Origin of the sequence: Paenibacillus sp. FSL H7-0735 (genome assembly GCF_038008505.1) — a bacterium.
Taxonomy (GTDB): Bacteria; Bacillota; Bacilli; order Paenibacillales; family Paenibacillaceae; genus Paenibacillus_AQ; species Paenibacillus_AQ odorifer.
On sequence record NZ_JBBOZH010000002.1, the window covers coordinates 564020 to 585382 of the forward strand.

The window sequence follows — 21363 nt, forward strand, 5'->3', positions numbered from 1 at the left end:
TGGGGACTTATAATAAAGGAACTTCATAATATGAATTCATCCAGAGTCTTGTCCGAGTAAGTCATATGATGATCAGGGGGGACGGTATGAAGAATAATGATCTACGGAGAAAAAGACTACTGTATGGCAAGCTGCTCACTACCATAACCCTGTGCATATCGTTAACCCTTCTTATCTCTACGTTTGTTTACTATACGTACTACATCGGTGTCGAGAAGACGCAGACCTTCCGCTCCGATCTAAGGGACCTGACCCAGACCGGCAAAAAAGTAGTCAACATGGCTGAAGTCGCGCAAACGCTTTCATTTCAACTGTATCGAACCAGCACGATTTCTCATCTGTTGTTCTACAACAAGCCTTCTATTTATGAGGTAACCGCAGCGATGTCCGATCTCGGAAACTACTTAAATTCCATGCCCTATATTGAATCCATCTATGTATATAATCCGAATAATGACACGGTTTATATTTCGGCAGCACAGGGCCAGAATGGCGTATTCACCACCCGCGAACTGGTGGACACTGAAATTATTCAGATGCTGAATCATTATCAGGATTACAAAACATTCACGCCGATTCCGCGAACCTATTCCGTAAATGAACCTGAGAAGAAAACCATCTCAGTCTATACTTACCTCTGCTATGATGCCATCAATTGGGACCGCTCTATTAACTCTGCGGTTATTGTTAACATATCCGCGGCTTGGATCAATAAAGAACTGGCTAACGGCAATACACCCGGTAGTGGCAGTACCTACATTTTAGATGACCAAGGCCGTTTTCTGTCAGGAAATAAGCTGACACTGGAGAAGCTCTCCGGGGATGAAAACAGTTGGCTGGAGCATCAAGTAAAAGCACGTTCTGCCGGCTATTTCACTGCCCCTTTTAGAGGGAATAAATCACTGGTGTCCTATACTTCGCCCGATTCGCTTGGCTGGCAATATGTGCGCATTACTCCTTATGAGGTAATTACTGAACAGACCAATCATATCCGCAATACTACACTTCTGATTTCTTTAATTATTTTATTGTTCGGTCTTGTTATTTCTAGGGTACTGTCCAAACGGCTTTATCTGCCGATTGATTCGATCGTAAGCCGAATGAACACCCTTGAGGCAGATAAACGCAACAGCATGTTCACGATCAGGCAGAATTCATTACGCAATCTGGTGCTTGGTATTAAATCTCCTCATAACAGCCGGCAAAATGATGTTCAACAGCTGGGTATTTCTTTTAATTTAAACGAGGGCTACCGGCTAGTATTACTACGCATTGATGAGTACGAAGCTCTGCGAAAGGAACGAGGCTCTTATCTCCTTCCGTACAAGTTTGCCATCATGAATATTGCCTCAGAGATCTGTGGACAGACTTATCAGGTGGAAACTGTAGATATGAATGACGATAGCGTGGTCATGTTGCTTAGCAGCATGACCTCCACTGAACATCTGGATACCGAGCTGATTGAAGTGCTGCTGCGGCAGATCCGCGTGGCCTGCTGTGATTATCTAAAAATCGGACTGTCGTTAGTGTACAGCCCCATCAGTGATAATCCAGATGTACTAAACCGGCTGTACAGTCAGGCCAGAGAAGCTTCCAAACATAGACTGTTTTATGGTCATGGCAGCTTGATCAATGCTGAGCGCATTAGCGAGCTTCAGAACAATCTTTACTCCTATCCGGCTGACAGCGAGAAAAAGCTGGTCGATGCGCTCACAAGTGGCAGAACAGACGAAGCCCGCAGTCACTTCTCCGAAATGGTACGTGAAATGGAGCAATATCCCTATCATGTGCTGGAACTTACTGTTTCAAGGGTGACGCTAACGATTAAACGAATCGTCGATAACATCAAGAAGCTTAGTCCTACCTCCACCGAAGGGATGATGGTGATGCCTTCGCTTGAACATTATGAAACGATAGAAGAATTTGAAGCGGCTTTTTACCAGCTTTTCGATCATATTCAGGAATTCCAAGCGGATAAGCGTAGCTCCAAGCAAAGCGATCTAATCCGGCAAATCAACCAAACCATTCAGCAATCTTACATGGACCCTTGCCTAAGTCTGAACCAAATCGCTGATGAACTTAATATGTCTCCGATTTATGTCAGCAGACTTTATAAGCAGCAGACCCTAACCACTATTGTGGATGTCATCATGGAGGTACGGATGAAGGAAGTTTGCCGCCTGCTTGTAGAGAGTGATTTGTCGGTATCGGATATTGCTGAAGTAACTGGCTTCACCAGCAGTTCTTATCTCCACCGGATGTTCAAACGCAACTTCAGCCTTACACCAATAGAATTCAGACGGACCAAAAACAGTTCATAACATGAATCACCTATCCCCCAAAAAGAAGGGTGTTCCAGCAGCCTTTAACCCAGCCTTTGGAACACCCATCGATATCATATGAAATATTAAAATACCTTCGCAATATTTGCTTCATTCTCACCTGCAAGAATGGTGTATTCTTTGGTCAACAGATTCGCTTCAAGCTTCGCCACACTGTTCTCATTTTTCCAAGTGATGTTCAGCTCATTCTCACTACCTTGTTCAATCTTGATCTCACCATCAAAAGCTGGACAGCTATTTCTGAATTTTAACAATGCGAACAGCTTTTGAACAACAGGACGTTGTACCTCAGCAGCAATTTCATCTTTAGAATAATAATGGCGGTTAATATTGCGTCCTTCTTTTGTGCTTTCGAGCAGCTCAATATCATTCTCGCCAGCGAATAGACCTACATAATAAATCTGTGGAATACCAGGGGCGAAGCACTGAATAGCTCTGGCCAAAAGATATGCCTGATCATCATTGCCAAGTGCAGAATAATAAGTGCAGTTAATTTGATAAATATCCAGATTATTATAAGCGGCGGAGCTATATTTTTTCTTAACATTCGCTCCTTGGCTATATAGGCTTTCTCTGGTCATTTCAGCTTCTTCGTCGGTCATCAGGTCCTTAACATCCACTACGCCGATGCCGTCATGCGTATCCAGGGTAGTGAATTGTTTTCTCGGACAGATTTCCAGCCAATGCGCAAGCCGATTTACTTTTCCACTATACAGAGCATGTAATACCAACATTGGCAGGGCAAAATCATAGACATAATAATCCTTGTCTGCAATCTTCAATTGAATGCTGTAATGCTCATGGATTTCCGGAAGAACAGTTACGCCATAAGGTGCTACTACTTCTTTAGACAAATTCAACATTTCCCAAATATCCGGTTCTACGAAAAAGCAGTTGGTACCGATCTTTTTGTTGGCATAGGCAAAAGCGTCCAGCCGGATAATCGATGCTCCTTTATCAGCAAGAAAGGTCAGATTGTCTTTCACGAATTTCTTCGTAGTTTCCGTAGTCACGTCCAGATCAATCTGCTGCTCATCAAACGTACACCAAACCTTTTCCTTCGTCCCATCTTTAAAAGTAACCTCTACGTATGGCGCCCGCGGTTTACGTTTATAAATTAAATCCACATCAACCTCAGTTGGTTCACCGTTAGGCCAGAAATCCTTGTAACGAATGAATAAATCCTTATATTCCGATTCATCCTTCTTCTCAAGGAAATCTTGAAAGTATGGAGACTGCTGTGAAATGTGATTGATCATGAAATCATACATCATGTAGAACTTCTGGCTCATCTGTTCAATTTCCGCCCAGTCGCCAAAAGCTGAGTCAACCTTGGTGTAATCCATCGGGGCAAATCCCCGGTCGCCCGAAGAGGGGTAAAACGGCAATAAATGAACCCCACCCACGACTCCTTGCAAGTGTGTATCCAGTACTTCGTTTAGTTCTTTTAAATTGTTTCCCATGCTATCTGCGTAAGTGATAAGCATAGCTTCATTTTTAATCTGCATATTGGAGTTCTCCTTCTATTTCAATTTATACACTCTTGCTTCATAAGGTCTGAGAAATCATCAAACTAATGTAATTTAATGAAAGCGTTCTCCTAAGAATCCTGTTCCTCCCTAGATGAACGTTTATTCAAAACCAATTTTATAGATGCGCAAATAATATGTCAAACGTTTTCATATAATTATATTCATATAATATAGACAAAATTATTGATATTTAATATTATACCTAAATATTTTGTGGTAACGTATAACATACCTATTATAACTATCAAAAACAATCTATGCTTTTACAATTGTTAGTCTTGATTAGTGTCAACAATCCAAGAAACGTTGTAGAATATAGATTAGAGCATTTTATGAAACGGGGATGAGGGTATGGCAAGTATTAAAGATGTTGCCAAGGAAGCGGGCGTTGCTGTAGCTACCGTGTCCAGAGTAATGAACAACCGGGGATATATCAGCAAAGAGACGCGTAAAAAAGTTGAACAAGCGATGGACGCCTTAGATTATCATCCTAATCAAATCGCCAGAGCCTTACAGAAGAATCAATCCTTTTTTATTGGGATTATTGTTCCAGATTCGAACCACCCTTTCTTTTCCGATCTCATCAAGTATGTTGAAATGAGTGCTAATGAAAAAAACTATAAATTGCTAATATGCAATTCTCTTGACGATCCTGAGAAAGAAGCCAACTATATTAGCATGCTTCGCCAGAATCAAGTAGATGGCATTATCATGTGCAGCCACACCATGAATATTGAAAGCTATAAAAAGGTCCCTTTCCCTATTGTCTCTTTTGACCGTTTTATTTCCTCCAACATTCCTTGTGTGGGATCGGATAATTACCGCGGTGGTGAGCTAGCTACCGAACATTTGATACAGCTGGGCTGTAAACGGTTGCTACATATCTCCGGCCCGCTAGATCTGGATATTCTAGCGAATCGTCGTCGGGATGCTTTTGTCATCACTAGTATGAAACATGGTGTAACCTACGATATTATCGAAGGTGCGCACAATAAGCTTACCTTTGATTATTTTTGGTCCTTTGTCACCGAAAATATCTCTCCAGCCCAACTTCGAGAATATGATGGAGTATTTTGCAGTAATGATATTGTGGCTTATGCTTTATACATTTATGCTGAACAGCAAGGCATTCGAGTGCCCGAGCAACTGAAAATCATCGGTTATGATTACCACAGCTTTACCCGCATGCTTCAGAGTCCTAAATTGACTACCATTATGCAACCTAGTGATCGGATCGGGGTCATGCTGACCAATACTCTCCTGCAAATGATCGAAAGTGCTGACGGAGAGCTAATCAACAACACTACTGTAGACGTAACTCTTATTAAAGGAGAGACTACTTAACGTATCTATTAAAAAGGTAGACTACCGTAATTAGCGGTGGCCTGCCTTTTTTTTGTATTGCTTCATTAATAACGACTTTCAGGAATAACGGCTTTCAGGGCAATTATTGTAACAACTTCCGCTTCTCAGAATATGCTGATTGGGCAGGTTCCCATTTTTTAAAGGAATGAACAGGAGAAGTTCAAGGAGGAGATATAGAAATATGCCTGATTACAGACCATTTAAAGGCGATGCTATCCTAAACAAGCATGGAAGGATCAGCAGTCCTATTAGAAAGAGGGAGTGTAACGCACTATTAAAAATAGTCACTGATCTCTCTGCAGTGGTACCCCCCGTACTTACGAATCCCACAACACTTCATATTGTCAATCTCCAAAGAGTGTTAAGAGAGCTATTGGAATTCTTGCATACTTCTAAGTTATGCAGCCCTTTTAGAACTGAGCTACTTTCTGTAGTAGAGATAACCATTGTATCGACCGAAGTCAGTCCCTTCTCAGTCGTAAGCGTTGGCACTAATCTTCAACTGCTATTAGCTGAGTTATTATCTTTTATTCTCGCCACGAAGATTGACCCTAATTGCAAAGATCAGCTGATTATTCAGATCAGACATATTCAGGCTTCTATTACACAAGCAATTGGATTACCTATTAAAGGTGTGACTGGACCTCAAGGGCCACAGGGACCACAGGGACCTCAGGGGCCGCAAGGATCTCAGGGGGTTCCGGGAGCAACGGGAACTACAGGGGCAGGGCTGCAAGGAATTGTTGCTTTTAATCCTGCATTAAGCCCTACTTATCCTGCCGGTCAAGTAGTAACCTTCAATGGTAGTACCTATATAGCTACTGTTGCGGGACCAACGGGAACACCTGGAAGTTCACCAGATTATTTATTAATTGCTGGGGGCTCCACAGGCCCCCAAGGACCTCAAGGCCCTCAAGGAACACCGGGACTTCAAGGACCTCAGGGGCCGCAAGGGGTAGGGCTGCAAGGGATTGTAATCTTTAATCCTGCACAAAGTCCTACTTATCCAGCAGGTCAAGTAGTAACCTTCAATGGCAGCACCTATATTGCTACCGTTTCTGGACCTACTGGAATACCCGGGAGTTCACCAGATTACTTGTTAATCGCTGGTGGCGCGATGGGACCTCAAGGACCACAGGGTGTGCAGGGGATTCAAGGGCCAACAGGTGCGCAAGGACCAGCAGGTCCAGGCGTAGGAGCAACTGGAGCGACTGGCTCGACTGGCGCTGCAGGCTTGGCAGGCCCTGCTGGTGCAACGGGCGCGACTGGCGACCCCGGCGCGGTCGGCGTTGCCGGAGCTACGGGTGCAACGGGTGCGACTGGTGATCCCGGTGCGGTCGGCGTTGCCGGAGCTACGGGTGCAACGGGTGATCCCGGCGCGGTTGGAGCTACTGGCATTACCGGAGTCACTGGTGCAACCGGTAACGGTGCAATTATTCCGCTGGCATCCGGAGGACCTATTATTATGACCACGGTTTTAGGTGGTTTGGTGGGAACAACAAGCCTTGTAGGCTTCGGAAGTTCAGCCACAGGCATTTCTCTTGTTGGCGGTAATGTTGATTTAACAGGTACTCTCCTTGGACCGCTTATCAACTTTGCATTCTCGACTCCTCGTGCAGGAGTGATAACATCCCTTGCTGCTTATTTCAGTAATACCATAGCTTTATCGCTGCTTGGTACTACAATAAATGTAACAGCACAGTTGTACCAATCGGCCACACCAAATAACACATTTACTGCTATTCCAGGGGCATTAGTAGCGCTCCCACCTATCACAGGTACTATTAATCTAGGAACTTTTGTCAATGGAATTACAAATGATATCAATTTTGCTGTAACACCACAGACACGTCTGCTTATGGTATTCTCAGCCACTGCTACAGGCCTCACCCTTGTAAATACAGTCACTGGTTATGCAAGTGCTGGCTTTACGATTGTATAATCATTAAAACAAATTCAAAAAAAGGCATCTGCCATTCCTTCTAAGGAGTGACAGATGCCTTTTTGGTAATATGCGGTACAATTACTTGATCTTTCGGACTCAAATGCCGCTATTCGTTAATTTATCCCTGTTTAGAGAGATCATCGGACCTGAGAGGCGCTATTGGGCAGAAATGGTGCTCAATAGCGTCTATTTTGTACAAATAACGCCTATGGGGTCCAATAGCAACTCAAAAATAGGAAAATATTGCAAATAAGAGCGCTTGAGTCCGATAGTCTGTCAATGCCACTCCCCGCTCTTCTTCTCTCCTACTCATGTCCGGAGGCTGAATCCCTATTACCGAAACCTTCCTTTCCTTTGGTCTCGATCAGGAGCTGCAGATACGCTGCTTATTACACCTCCTTCTATACACTTACAATCACTACTTAGAGTCTACTGTTTCTTTCCCACGTCGGATGAGCTGCTTACTATGCCTCCCTCTATACACTTACCTTAACTACTTAGGTCTACCGTACTCTCCCACGTCGGATGAGCTGCTTACTACGCCTCCTTCTATACACTTACCTTCACTACTTAGGGTCTACCGTTCTTTCCCACGTCTGATGAGCTGCTTACTACACCTCCTTCTATACACTTACAATCACTACTTAGGGTCTACCGTTCTCTCCCACGTCGGGTCAGCAGCTTATTACGCCCCTTCTATACACTTACCATCACTACTTAGGGTCTACCGTTCTTTCCCACGTCTGATGCGCTGCTTACTACGCCTCCCTCCATACTCTTACCATCACTACTTAGGGTCTACTGTTCTTTCCCATGTCGGGTGAGACGCTTACTACGCCCCTTCTATACTCTTACCTTCACTACTTAGAGTCTACTGTTCTTTCCCATGTCGGGTGAGACGCTTACTACGCCCCTTCTATACTCTTACCTTCACTACTTAGAGACTACTGTTCTTTCCCACGTCGGGTGAACTATATTTGATGCTGTGGTAGGGTAGGGACATTAAGTGGCGTTCTAGGTACAATATGCTTGTAAATGTTCAACATCCACCGGTTAGTAAAATACCAAAGGCTGGCTCATTCGTAGATTTCACTACTGATGAGCCAGCCTTTAGTTAGATATCCATTATATTAGGGAAATCCTCCCTAATATTCATCGATAATCGCTTTAAAATAAGGTTTTTAGGGAAATCCTCCCTAAAAATTCTTGCAAATACCCATTTATGGCTAAAAACACCCTATTATTAGGGAGGATTTCCCTAATCCACGTTCTAGGAGCCATAATTCCCTTCACTTTAGGGAGAATTTCCCTAATCCACGTTCTAGGAGCCATGCTCTCTATCACTTTAGGGAGAATTTCCCTAATTCACGTGCTAGAAGCCATAATCCCCTTCACTTTAGGGAGAATCCCCTAAAGTTCTACCCAGAAAGACGTCCCATAGCCAGCTCATGCTCCCTGGCTATGGGACGCCTTTTTCCACTTAAACGCTTCGCTTGTAAAGGTCTCCCTATAGATCAGCTAATCTGCTGACTGCCCTGCTGCTTCTCTAAGAAACGTTGAAGAATCGCATTGAATTGCTCCGGCTGGCATAGATTACTTGGATCTAATGCGTTCGGAATAATCGCCAACTGCGCATGTGGCAGCTGAGACACCATTTCCTTCATACAATTCACTCCAAATTCATTAAAGTCCCCTACAATACATAAAGCAGGACGTTTAAAAGCCTTTAAGCATCTGGTGTAATCAACATGGCTTGTAGCCAGTCTTTGCCGATATAGCTCCCGGGGACGTTTGTCCAGCAGCCCTCTTCTAATCTCATTGTAGGCCAGACTCCAGCGCTCTCGGTACATCATCCGAATCGAAGGCAACACCAGCTCGCTTGGGAGATAATACATTAGCAAACTGCAATATGCTGCCATAGTTTGTATTTTCCCTACAATTGTTGATCCGTGAGTCCTACAGAAGCTATCCGCGACCACAATGGCTTTCACACGCTCAGGATATTGTTTGGCAATATGCTGAACGACTAAGCCACCATAGGCGATTCCTACAAAAACTGCTTCACGAATACCTAGGTCATTCAACAGCATAATCAAATCCAGACATTGCGTCTCAATAATCTCATGTGGGGCCTCCAGCAGTTTACCAGACTTGCCATTCCCCCGTAAATCGCACAAAATCACTTTATATTTATCGGAAAAATACTCCAGCTGTGGTTTGAACATACTGTGTGTTAATCCATGTCCATGGATAAACACAACCGGAGTGCCAGTTCCATTGATTTCATAATAGAGCGAAGTTCCGTTCAGTTTAGCGATAGGCAAAGGTAACACCTCTTTCATAATAAATTCTACGTCTATATCTGCTTAAAAACGCAGCAAAAAACCACAGAGGGATTCTCTGTGGCTATTCATCACTAAACACGCCATTCATCCTCTCTCCATACGCTTACGAGGTTAGCTGTCGGATTCGGGCAGTGAGAGTTGCCCTACCTGCAGGGATGCATGTTATGCACCCGGAACAGGATTCACCCCATAACCAGTGCCGACTCTCACATCGGCTGCCAGTTGTTGGTTCCCCCGCTTTCCAGAAACGGAAATTAAGCGGATTGCTTATGTAATTGTAAATTTAAGATAATTGTCAGTTCTGAGATGAATCATACTCTTGTAAGGTTTGCTTGTAAAGGAGGGCTCTGGTCAAAATAATGTTGAAAGCAATGCTTTTCATTTCATATTGAGCATACTCTTCATTTTCTCTTTCTTTTGCTCTTGTTTACTCGTTTTATTTAAGAAAATGGCTCTGAACCAAGCCAAACGGAGGTTAAAACACCAGTACTTTCTATATAAAGGCCATCCTTTTCACTGGAGATATGAAAAAAGCTAAGCAGAATCAGAGGTATTCCCCTGTCCACTTAGCTTCCTCTTACAATACTATGGCTACAAAAGATCGGCGTTTTTCAATGCATGCTCCCAGCTTGGAAAAAAGAACAGCGCACTTCTCATAAGCTCAGGATCGCTCTGCTTTACTTGTTTTTTACTGATCGAGCTTCCGTCGCTTTGCAGCTTTTTGATCCGACTTAATACTTCATCAGCCTCCAAAGGAATTTCCATTGAAACACTCCTTTCTCAGTGACCTGTTTCCCTTCATTTTCTCCATAATATGTTTATTTATTCCGTACTCTTTATTTCCCCAGATTAAACCATCTGATAGATGGGTTGTTCAGCAATGAACCGGTTAGAAAGCATGGGATATTTGTCTGCTAAGATTTCAGCTAAATATTTCATCCCCGGCGCTTCACTCTCCGCATGACCTAACATGATGAGCGCTTTAGATCTGCCTTGGTGCCCTGCATCCCGCACATATTCCGGAGTCTCCCACTCTGGTCCCTCTCCAGCAATAATTAAATCAAGATTGTGATCATTAAAATGCGGAATAGCCATCGTCCCGCCTCCTCTGTAACCTACTAATATCCCTACGCGTTTGCAGGACAGAGACAGGTCACCGGCAGCGCGTACATAAGAGATCCCTAGCTTACTTTTAATATATTGAGCAGCTTCCAGTACAGTCATAGCAGGAATAGTGAGAATCGTAGCAGCTGCTTGCTGCTCTTCCACGTATGCGGACCAATCTAGTTCTCGCAGTAAACCCACCATAATTCCATCCGGCTTTTGCCGATGCCAATAATCATGATAACGAAAAATAGCAATTTGGGAATGTTCGATCAGACTTTTTTTCGCATGATAAACCGGATCACCTTCTAACCACTCGCTCGCCGCATGATGGCTATAAAATACACCTTCATGCGTGATCAGCAAATTGGCTCCTAACGCTATTGCTTGCTCCACAACATTTTGTGTGGCAGAGAAGGCCGTAATAATCCCTGTGACTTCAGTTTCCGGTTCCCCTGGGTTCAGAATATCGACAGTGCCTTCTACCTGTTCCACAGTTCCCATTAAATCTTCCAGAATCGCTCTAATCGTGAGGCTCACTATCATCATCCCTCGATTCGAAATCTAATAAATCTTTCTGCCTTTAAGATCCTCAATTCCGCTCTTGCGGTAAAAATACGTATTGATCCGATCTCTCCATTCCTGCGCATGCTCTGCTTGCTCTTCAAGACGTTGCTTCACTTGCATATACAATCCACTATCCACGCTGCCTTCAAGTGATTCCCATGTCGCTAGAAGCTGTGCAGCCTGCTCTGCCCCCTCGAAATGAGTATCGTAAATATGTTGTATAACCGTTTGCCCCGATTGCAGAACATGCGTGTATGGAACATGATGAAAGAACAGCAACAGCTCTTCTGGACAAGACGCTAGATTCTCATAGTTTGATGCATTAAGACCCATATACTGTCCACTATAACCCGTTCCCGATTTGACTGAACGATCCACACCAATGCCTTTATGATCCGCATAATGGTACGTTCCCCACTTGGCGTATTCATACCCATCCACATTCGGCCCATAATGATGATCCGGATTAACCATCCAACCCACACCTAATGGAGCTGTGTAAGATTCGTAAATCCTCCATGAGTCCATCAACATCCCGCGAATAGCAGCCACTAGACCTTCATCAGTGCCAAAGGTAAGCCGAATCCATTCCTCAGCTATTTCTTTTGCCGTCAGCTCCGGATTCCAAATTAATCTTCCATATCCATACAGATTAGCTTGAGCTAACCCATGCCCCGTCCAGTTCATGTCATCTCCAACATTAGTTACAGCAGCCACACCATTATACTTATTTCCCCACACCGATCCGTCCACAACATGTTTCACAAGCGTAGTTTGCCCTTTGGCATAAGTATTGAAATCAAGGACTTCTTTCCACTGTGGAACAAGATAACAGAGATGCCGCTGCTGCCCCGTATATTCTTGAGCAATCTGAAACTCCATCAGATGACTGGTATGTTCCAGTGCGCCAAACAGCGGAGATACCGGTTCTCTGACTTGAAAATCCATCGGTCCATTCTTGATTTGCAGCACTACATTATCATTAAATCGGCCATCCAATGGTTTGAAATGATCATATGCCGCTCTGGCCCGATCTGTCTTACGGTCACGCCAATCCTGCTTGCAGTTATATACGAAACAACGCCAAATCACGATTCCGCCAAACGGCTCCAGTGCTTCTCCCAGCATGTTGGCGCCATCTGCATGGTCACGCCCGTAAGTGAATGGTCCTGGTCGATTTTCTGAATCCGCTTTGACCACAAACCCGCCAAAATCAGGTATCGCCCGATAAACCTCACTAGCCTTATCTTTCCACCATTGCCGCACCGCTGAATCCAGTGGATCAGCTGTCTCCAATGCTCCGATCTGTATCGGGCTGGCGAAGTTAGCACTGAGGAATAGCTTAATTCCGTATACGCGGAATATTCCTGCAATTAACGCGATATCAGGCAAATATTGCTCCGTTATAAATAGAGATTCAAGCTCATGAACATTCACATTGTTAATCGAAATCGCGTTGATCCCCACAGAGGACATCAATCTGGCATAATCACGCAGCCGCTTTGTATCGTTAAGAAATTGATTGGACTCGTAAAAAAAGGACCGTCCAGCATAGCCACGTTCAATACTGCCATCAAAATTATCCCAGTGATTAATCATTCGCAGGCCGTTCACCGGACTCATAGACAAATTCAGAGCGTCTATTTCGCTTTCTGTTCCTATCAGCCGTAAAAGATGGAATACGCCATACAATATTCCAACAGGCGTTGAAGCACCGATAGCGATACATTTCTCAGCAGCGTTTGTACGTATAAGGAAACCTTCAGCACCCAGTGAATCGGTTCGCTCTCCTGCGAATACTCTACCAATTAACGGATTCCCCCCTTGGAAGGTTCCTATAACGATACACGGTCCTTCTGATTGCGCTGTGAGCAGTGGCGCTTTGCCCAGCATAGAGGTCATCCCCTGTATGAATTCCGCGGCTGCCGCCTGAATCGTTTCGTTGTCCTCCGTTACAACCAGCTCACCACACCAATTTGTATATTGATTGTATAGAGATCCAGATTTCAGCTGGCCATAGTTGAGCCAAGCCTCATAAGCGGTATTTGTCATGTATATTCCTCCCGTATAAATAACCCGCCCTGGATTGAAAAGGACGGGTTCATAATTCGCAAGCTTGAGCAGGTTACCCGCTCTATGATTTGGTGACAGCGTTAAGCAATTGGTGATAAGCCGGCTTAGGATTATGCTGCTCATCGAATAGAAATGGCCAATTTTTCCGTCCCCGAACAGGGAAGCCGTCCAGCCATGTATAGTCATCCGCTGCTCCCCAGAAAGTGACTGAGCTAATCACGTCGCGGTATTCTTTCAACAGAGCAAACATCGCTTCATACCGCTCTGCCTGCAGCTCGAGCAGTTCGGCAGGTGCAACCTTTAAATCCATTCGTTTGTCATCGAAACGGAACATGGACACATCCAGCTCTGTCAATTGGAGCTGAAGCCCTAAAGATGCATACTTCTCAATAGCAGCACGTATATCGTCTAAGTCCGGATCGTATAGATTCCAGTGTGCTTGCAATCCGACGCCATGGATCGGCACTCCTTGTTCCAACAGCGACTTCACCATTTTATAGATTTTATCGCGCTTAAGGGGATTAGACTCGTTGTAGTCGTTGTAGAATAATAAAGCCTTAGGATCGGCTTCATGAGCATATTCAAACGCTTTGCCGATAAACTCCGGTCCGACAATATCCAGCCACTTTGACCGGCGAAGAAGTTCTTCTCCTTCATCTGCAATAACTTCATTTACAACATCCCAAGCATAGATATCTTCCTTGTAACGCCCAACCACGGTCTGAATATGTGATTTGAGCCGTGCAAGCAATGCCTCTTTGCTTACAGGCCCACCCTTCTTATCCTCAAACAACCAGTCCGTAGTCTGGTTGTGCCAGACTAAAGTATGCCCGCGCATAACCATATGATATTTTCGGGCGAAGGCAACCAACTCATCTGCTAGCTTAAAGTTATAAATATCTTCAAGCGGATGCAGACTTTCAAACTTCATCTCATTCTCAGCGGTAATGCTATTGAAATGATAGGCGAGCAAGTGCTCCTGTGATTGAATCGTCAACGGGTTAACGGCTGCGCCAATTTTGTAATCCTCAGCAAATATTGTTTTTAGTGCAGGTTCTGTGTAATCACTAGCTTGTCTCAACAAGTTCCCTCCTGACAAACGCATTTATATCAGTATTCGAATAATTAAGACTGATAATCGAACCAATCGAAGTAGGCAGGCACCTCAGCTACCTTGCCATGACCTGTTGCATATAATCCGATAAGTACACCCGTAAATCCATTTCCTTTTACAGCTTGAGGGGATAATGGATACGCTGCTGCTGTTGATAGCTTATTCCACTCCTGCCCATCCAAAGAATACAGGAAGCTGTATTCGGTAAGCTCAGCCTTAACTTTCAAATAAATTCGCTCGGCAGTAGTTGGAACCTCTGCCGCTGTATGGGTTACTCCATCCATGGTCACATGAGCTGTAATCACTCTTTGGCCGTTTTTTTGAACAAGTCCAATTTCATAATGAGCGTTCTCATCTAATCTGGCGCAAAGTCCAGCCTCCACATCAGCAATAGATGAAGCCATTTCAAGCAGTGTGCTCCATTCTGCTGAAGTATGCTGCTGTCTTCTGCCTACAAAAGCCACTTGGCCTACTTCACTGAGACCTTTCGGTTGTCCTCGAAGAGATAACCATCCCTGCCGTTCGTTTAAGGACCAGCTTCCCTCAGCCGGATTCCGCAGAAAGGCTAATCCCAGCGGCAATACATGTTCATCAAAATCATATCTTCCACTAGTCTCAGGTTTTGGTGATTGACCAGGTACACGTGAAACCTTCATTTCCAGTCCGACAGTGTCTTCATTATTATCGATCATCGGCCATCCGTCTTCAGTCCAGCTTACGGGAGCAAGGAAAGTCTCTCTTCCAAGCACAGTAAATTTTGCATCTACTAGTCTTACTCCAAGGAATACGGCCCACCAATCCCCGTTACGATCCTCAATCAAATCGGCATGCCCTAAATACTGAATGGGATTGTCAGTACCGCTGTGCGTCAATATCGGATGCGGCAATCGTTCAAACGGTCCATAAGGAGAGGAGCTGCGGCCAATGATCTCCCGATGTTCCTTAGCCGTTCCTCCTGAAGCCGTCATGATATAGTACATTCCATTTATTTTGTACAAATGGGGTCCTTCCGTCCAAGGTCCGCCATCCCCAGTCCAGATGACAACAGGTTCTGTTAATGCTGCTCCCGTAGCGATATCTATCTCATATTGGATGGCATGGGAGTCATAATCTGCCCCCTGCTGGGTGGTTACATATACTTTTCCATCCTCATCAAACATTAGAGAAGGGTCAATTCCTCCATAAGGAATACTAATCGGATCTGACCACGGACCCGCAGGGTCCGTAGCCGTAACATAGAAATTTCCTTTCCCGTGTACTTCGGTCGTTATCATGTAAAACGTTCCTTCATGATACCGGATCGTTGGGGCAAATATCCCTCCAGAGCTCTTGCTTTTACGAGTATCCAGCTGACTTACACGATTGAGCACATGACCTATTTGTGTCCAGTGAATCAAATCCTGACTATGAAAAATAGGTACGCCAGGGAAATACTCAAAGGAGCTGCAAACTAAATAGTAGTCATCCCCTGCCCGAGTGATACTTGGATCAGGATAGAAGCCTGGAAGTATCGGATTCGTGTATGTGATTGAAGATGGGGTCATAATTTAACAGACAACCTTCCTATTACTTAATAGTGATTGCAAGCTCCTTATTCCTTCACGCTTCCTACGTTCATTCCAACTACAAAATATTTCTGCATGAATGGATAAACTAGCAAAATTGGAACCGAAGCAACAATAGTAACGGCTGCACGAATGGACTTTGGAGTAACCATTGACCCCGCTGACTCAGCAGTTACCCCTGCCCCGTTAGCTACACTTGCGTTACTATTCGCATTCATACTAGATGATATTAATTTCATTAATTCATACTGCAATGTACTCAAGTGTTGGCGGGAAGAAGTGTAGATAAAAGCATCAAACCATGAGTTCCATGCACCTACCGCGACAAAAAGGGCGATGGTAGCAAGAACAGGCTTACACAAAGGGAAAACTACTTTCATGAAAATCTTGAATTCCCCTGCACCGTCGATTCTCGCGGATTCCATAAGACTTTCATGCAAGCCGCCAATGTAAGTACGGATGACGATCATATTAAATGCACTTATCATAGTCGGTATTACATATACCCAAAACGTATTAATCAAATGAAGATCCTTAATTAGGAAATAGTTCGGAATCAGACCCGCATTAAAATACATGGTTAGGACGAAAATAAAGGTAATCTGTTTGCGGAAAACATATTCTTTCCGGCTTAAAGTATAAGCAAGCATTGTGGTCAAAAATAGATTCAGGATCGTAGATATCACTGTTCGTGCTACCGAAATCCAAAAAGCAGGAATAATTGTACCAGAGGCAAAAACTGCCTTGTAGTTTTGTATGGTCCACTCTCTAGGCCATAGATAAATGCCGCCACGGATGGTATCATTCCCCGCATTAAAGGAGACTGCTATAGTATTCAGGAATGGATACAAGGTAACAATAACTAGACAAACCATAAATATAGTATTGAAGGTGCCGAACACTACGGGTTCGAACCCCAAATTTCTCATCCGTTTTCCAGCATTGCTTTTTGGAGATTTTTGAGGAATCAATTGAGTTTTTTCCATGATTATAACAGCCTCTCTTCCCCTAGCCGCTTCGAAGTCCAGTTAGCTAATAGCAGCAACGTTACACTTACGACTGTTTTAAATATACCACCCGCAGTGGCTAAGGAATAATTCCCTTGCCCAATCCCGTATTTCAATACAAATATATCAATCGTATCCGACCAGTCTACAGTAAGCCCGTTCCCTAATAAGTACGGAACCTCAAATCCGACATCCAGTACATGTCCTATGGACATTATCATCAGGATTACAATGGTTGGTCTAATTCCCGGCAATGTTACATTGAACATTTTTTTGTACCGGTTAGCCCCATCAATCTCAGCAGCCTCATATAAAGCTGGATCTATAGAAGCAATAGCAGCCAAGTAGATGATAGTACTCCATCCAACCTCTTTCCAGACGGTTGAAGCACCCACAATACCCCAGAAATACTTCCCTTCACTCAACCAAAGAATCGGTGAATCAATAAGATGTAATTTCATGAGTACGATGTTGATAATCCCGTCGTTAACCGAGAGGGAGACACCTACAATCCCTGTTACAATAATCCAAGAGAGGAAGTGAGGCAAGTAGGATATGGTCTGCACGGTTCTTTTCCAAAATACGTTTTTGATTTCATTAAGAAGTAAGGCCAATGTTATCGCGGTTATAAATCCTAGAAAGAAATTAATTAATCCCATAGCCAGTGTGTTTCGCAGTACCCTTAAAAAGGTATCGTCCGTAAATAGAAACTTGAAGTGTTTCAAGCCAACCCACGTTTGTTCGCCAAAAGCCTTAGCTGGTTTATAATCCTGAAAAGCCATGGTCCATCCCCAGACGGGTACATAAGCAAATAATATAATATAAAGCAGCAATGGAACCGACATCCAAATTAGCTGTTTCTGATTCTTAATCAAGGTCATAGTAATCGGTTGCTTCTTTTTTCTTTTAGGATGCCGGTTAACTTTTTTTCCCGTTAAAATCTCATCCATATATTTTCTCCCCACATCATCCATATATTTCAGAAAGTGGTTGGCTAATAAGCCACCACTTTCTGATTTTTAAGCAAGCTCTAACTATTTAACACTCCAAGTATCAAATCTCCATTTAAGCTGTTCATTGATTCTGTCTTCGTAGGCTTTGATATCCGCTTTATTAAGTTCTTTAACAAATTCAGCCCAAACTTTATCGAAATCGGAAGGACTAGCCAAGATTGCTTTTGGCAAGAACTTGGTTTTAACTTCTCCCATCTTCGTATCGGCAATTTTTGCTGGAGAATTTTCAACAAGATCTATGGACCAAGCAGGGTAAGCTACTGGGTTCGGTCCAGGCTTACTGAAGAAATCTACATAACTGTTGAATCCATATGCGTCGAGGACTTCCTTGTCAAACGCTTCCAATCCTGCCTTATATTCTTCTGGTTGGGCTGCCGCATCCGTTGAGTTACCGTCTGCAAAGTACCCTTGCATTTTCGGAGCGGTAGCATACCAAGCTTCTGCTTTGTTACTCAGCTTCCATGTAGCATCAACTGCGTTATCCCGTTGTTCTTGGGTTCTCATAAAGCGGCCGTTTTCCACAATATAATCTTCGCCTTCAATACCCCAAGTGAGAGTTCTTTGCCAATCTTCTTGAATCAATGTGTCCATCAGTTTAAGGATTCTCACTGGATCCTTAGCATTGACAGTGATCCCGAATCCATTATTCAAGTTAAGCGCAGGGCGATCCAGATAATAATCTTTGGTGTTGGTATCATACACAAGAGGCAGACCTACATAAGTTCTCATATCTTTCTCTTGTGTCTTGAGTGAATCTTCTGCTTTACCAAAGTTCCAGTGCTGATCAAACATTCCCAGAACGGCTCCGCTGGACAATTTAGCTAAATATTGGTCATAATCCATTGTAAATGCTTCTTTATCAATAATACCCAATGCATTCATATCATTAAGCTTCTTGTAGTACTGCTTAGCATAGTCTTTATCCGCAAAGACTTCTGCCACGTTATCATTAACCACTACTCCGCCATCATTAGGATGCCCGATCAGATGCTGAGGAGCATTAAACAATCCCCAGTTTCTCCAGTCTTTGTTATGAATCTCAAACCCAACTGTTGGTTGTCCATCAATGGTTGGATTCTTCTCTTTATACTTAACGATAAGATCGAAATACTCATCCAAAGTTTTAACCACTGGATAGCCAGCATCTTTAAGTACAGCTTTCTGAATCCAGAAAGCTGGGCCAGAGTAATAGGTTGAATTCACATCACCGTTATACGCACCATAGTTTGGAAGTGTATAAATATGTCCATCATTTGGATCCTTCATCATGTTCCAGTAAGCTGCGTAATGCGCTTTCAAATTTGGAGCGTGTTCTTCAATCAAGTCCTCGAGAGGAATAAATGCACCTGCTGCCGTCAGTTGGGTATTAGAACTCATTAGATCTGGATAATCCGAACCGGCAATCATAACGCCAAGCTTCTGTTTAAGATCTCCTGCCAAGAATTCGAAATTGAATGAGGCGCCTGTTTTTTCTTTAATCATTTTATAAATTTTATTATCTGGTGTTGGTTGCTGGCCTGCTTCTCCAAGAAAGATACTAATTTCGAAAGGTTCAATCTTATCAGAATCTGTTCCTGCTGCAGTTGAAGTGGCTGTTTCTGCTGGTTTGTCTTCCCCCTTAGCCGTCGTATTGTTGCTGTTATTTCCTCCGCACCCTGCTAAGGTAAAGCTTAGGGATAACACAGCAATCAGACTAAGTTTCCATTTGGATATTAACTTGCCCCCCATAAAGCACCTCCATATATTTGTTGGTGTAACAATGTTGTAAGCCCTTACAAGTTAAATTATAGAGGTGATAATCTTCTGAAAATACGCCAGAATTAAAGATGTACCCCCAAAAAGTTTAGGTATTAGTGTTTTTAAATTCGTTAGGACTCATATGTAGCTTTTTTTCAAATTGCTTGAGGAACTGACTATAATTGCCATAGCCCACTTTCTCAGCGATTTCACTATTTTTTAACTTATTTTGTTGAAGTAAATGTACTGCCTCTTTTATTCGGAGGTTATGCAGCTGTTCATTGAAGTTAATTCCGTTCTTCTTGATCAATAATTGTCCCAGATATACCGGGTGCAGGAAAAACACCTCTGATAGCCTCTTAATGGTAAGACATTCGCGAAAATGCTCTTCAATATAATTGTTAATCTCCTGAACAATCCCCTGTGATCTTAGGTTTTGTTCCTTAAGAAGGATATCAATACTGGCCTCGCCGCAGAATAGCAAATTACGCATTAAGTCCGTCAAGGTGATCATTGAGTCTAACATCGCGGGGATTCTAATTTGATTAGATAAGGAGGACTCATGAACTTCACTGGCTTCCGAGGTAAACTCAATAATCTTATACATCATATGAATAACAATTTTCTTCACAACCTCTGGAGCGATGCGCTGTTCCCGGAAACTGCGGGCTGCCGAGTTCACAGCTTGGCTAAAGCCTGCGGAGTCCAGGGTGTTAATCGGTCTTATCAAGTCATCCATCAGTTGAATTTGATCATAATGATAACTGAAGGGACTATCCTTAATCTCTTGATAACTCAGGACCTCTGCATTTTCAGGATAATAAAAATAATACATTAATGCTTCTTTCGCCGTTCGGTAACTGTTCCCGATCTGAAGCAAGGAGCCTACGCCAGCGCCAGCTGCAATATACAAAGCTTGTTTAGGGTGTTCATTCAGCAAGGGAGTTGCGATCTGATCGATCACAGCTCCCTCAGTGGACAATGAATGGTATCCGTATACGATTCCAAAACAATGACTCTCCAGATCCATCAGAAACATCGAATCTTTATCGGTTAGGAGGGCTGAGGCTTGCTCTCTGATCTCTGTATATAAAACCGGCTCTGTCTGTATCAGACAAATATTCCAATGGCTTTTCCCTTCCGATAATCGGTTAAGTACCTCCTGATTCGACTGCTCAGCTTTCTCATGCAGTATTCCTTTCAGGAGAGAAACAGCCTCCTCCGCGGAGGCTATTTGATTTAAACTGCGCTTCTGAGCTTCCTGCTCCAGCTCCTGATAAATCTCCAGTAATTCTTCTACCGCTTCTTCTGGAAACACTGGCTTCATCAGATAATGATTAATTCCATAGTGTATAGCTGTCTTGGCATATTCAAACTCACTATAACCACTTAGTATGGCAAACTTAATCTCCTTAATCTCAGCTCGTTGCCAAGCTGCGACCATCTCCAGCCCATTCATTAGCGGCATATTAACATCCGTAATTACAAGATCTGGTTCGAGCTGTTTCATTAACTCCAGCCCCTCTTTGCCATTGCTGGAGGTTCCACATACCTCAAAGCCAAGCTCCTGCCAATCAATCCATAGCTGCATCGCTTCAAGCGCACTAGGCTCATCATCGATCAACAATACTTTGTATTTCATAGGGGGTCCCTC

At 43.5% G+C, this 21363-nt stretch carries 14 protein-coding genes and 1 riboswitch; of the genes, 3 read left to right on the top strand and 11 right to left on the bottom strand.

The genetic code is table 11. The annotated features are described in order from the left end of the window. Window positions 1-86 precede the first annotated feature (86 nt). The gene (locus NSS82_RS30080; RefSeq protein WP_076104894.1) at window positions 87-2321 is read left to right on the top strand and encodes an AraC family transcriptional regulator; all 2235 of its coding nucleotides are present in this window, start codon (window positions 87-89) and stop codon (window positions 2319-2321) included. Window positions 2322-2407: 86 nt separating this feature from the next. Here the strand turns inward: NSS82_RS30080 and gtfA are convergent, their stop codons facing one another. Continuing rightward, a complete protein-coding gene (gtfA, locus tag NSS82_RS30085) occupies window positions 2408-3850 on the bottom strand; it encodes a sucrose phosphorylase (RefSeq protein WP_076104893.1) in 1443 nt (480 codons plus the stop codon). A gap of 375 nt (window positions 3851-4225) precedes the next feature. On the opposite strand from gtfA, the gene NSS82_RS30090 reads away from it, so the two are divergent. Together NSS82_RS30090 and NSS82_RS30095 are read left to right on the top strand one after the other, a co-directional pair. Beyond that, entirely contained in the window at window positions 4226-5218 is a 993-nt protein-coding gene (locus tag NSS82_RS30090) for a LacI family DNA-binding transcriptional regulator (RefSeq protein WP_036685385.1), read from the top strand. A gap of 202 nt (window positions 5219-5420) precedes the next feature. Then, window positions 5421-7181, top strand: a complete 1761-nt coding sequence (locus NSS82_RS30095) for an exosporium glycoprotein BclB-related protein (protein ID WP_076104892.1) — start codon at window positions 5421-5423, stop codon at window positions 7179-7181. A 1517-nt stretch (window positions 7182-8698) separates the two neighbouring features. On the opposite strand, the gene NSS82_RS30100 is transcribed toward NSS82_RS30095, so the two are convergent. The 10 genes from NSS82_RS30100 to NSS82_RS30145 all read right to left on the bottom strand — a co-directional run bounded on the left by NSS82_RS30100 (window position 8699) and on the right by NSS82_RS30145 (window position 21351). Then, window positions 8699-9526, bottom strand: coding sequence for an alpha/beta fold hydrolase (locus tag NSS82_RS30100; RefSeq protein ID WP_080742622.1), 828 nt, complete (start codon window positions 9524-9526; stop codon window positions 8699-8701). Window positions 9527-9613: 87 nt separating this feature from the next. Then, window positions 9614-9800, bottom strand: a riboswitch (cyclic di-AMP (ydaO/yuaA leader). Window positions 9801-10120: 320 nt separating this feature from the next. After that, complete coding sequence (locus NSS82_RS30105) at window positions 10121-10294, bottom strand: hypothetical protein (RefSeq protein ID WP_169744809.1); 174 nt, start codon at window positions 10292-10294, stop codon at window positions 10121-10123. An 84-nt stretch (window positions 10295-10378) separates the two neighbouring features. Continuing rightward, window positions 10379-11173 carry a Nif3-like dinuclear metal center hexameric protein gene (locus NSS82_RS30110; protein WP_370511300.1) on the bottom strand — a complete coding sequence of 265 codons (795 nt, stop codon included), beginning with the start codon at window positions 11171-11173 and terminating at the stop codon, window positions 10379-10381. Between the two features lie 24 nt (window positions 11174-11197). Further along, window positions 11198-13252, bottom strand: coding sequence for an alpha-glucuronidase family glycosyl hydrolase (locus NSS82_RS30115; RefSeq protein ID WP_076104890.1), 2055 nt, complete (start codon window positions 13250-13252; stop codon window positions 11198-11200). Between the two features lie 82 nt (window positions 13253-13334). Continuing rightward, entirely contained in the window at window positions 13335-14354 is a 1020-nt protein-coding gene (locus tag NSS82_RS30120) for an endo-1,4-beta-xylanase (RefSeq protein WP_256715484.1), read from the bottom strand. A 44-nt stretch (window positions 14355-14398) separates the two neighbouring features. Further along, window positions 14399-15931 carry a glycoside hydrolase family 43 protein gene (locus tag NSS82_RS30125; RefSeq protein WP_081386566.1) on the bottom strand — a complete coding sequence of 511 codons (1533 nt, stop codon included), beginning with the start codon at window positions 15929-15931 and terminating at the stop codon, window positions 14399-14401. 47 nt (window positions 15932-15978) lie between these two features. Beyond that, window positions 15979-16881, bottom strand: coding sequence for a carbohydrate ABC transporter permease (locus NSS82_RS30130; protein WP_076098843.1), 903 nt, complete (start codon window positions 16879-16881; stop codon window positions 15979-15981). Between the two features lie 59 nt (window positions 16882-16940). Further along, a complete protein-coding gene (locus NSS82_RS30135) occupies window positions 16941-17909 on the bottom strand; it encodes an ABC transporter permease (RefSeq protein ID WP_076098803.1) in 969 nt (322 codons plus the stop codon). Between the two features lie 84 nt (window positions 17910-17993). Next, window positions 17994-19700, bottom strand: a complete 1707-nt coding sequence (locus tag NSS82_RS30140; RefSeq protein WP_076098804.1) for a sugar ABC transporter substrate-binding protein — start codon at window positions 19698-19700, stop codon at window positions 17994-17996. Window positions 19701-19815: 115 nt separating this feature from the next. Further along, complete coding sequence (locus NSS82_RS30145; RefSeq protein ID WP_076272303.1) at window positions 19816-21351, bottom strand: response regulator transcription factor; 1536 nt, start codon at window positions 21349-21351, stop codon at window positions 19816-19818. Window positions 21352-21363: the final 12 nt, after the last annotated feature.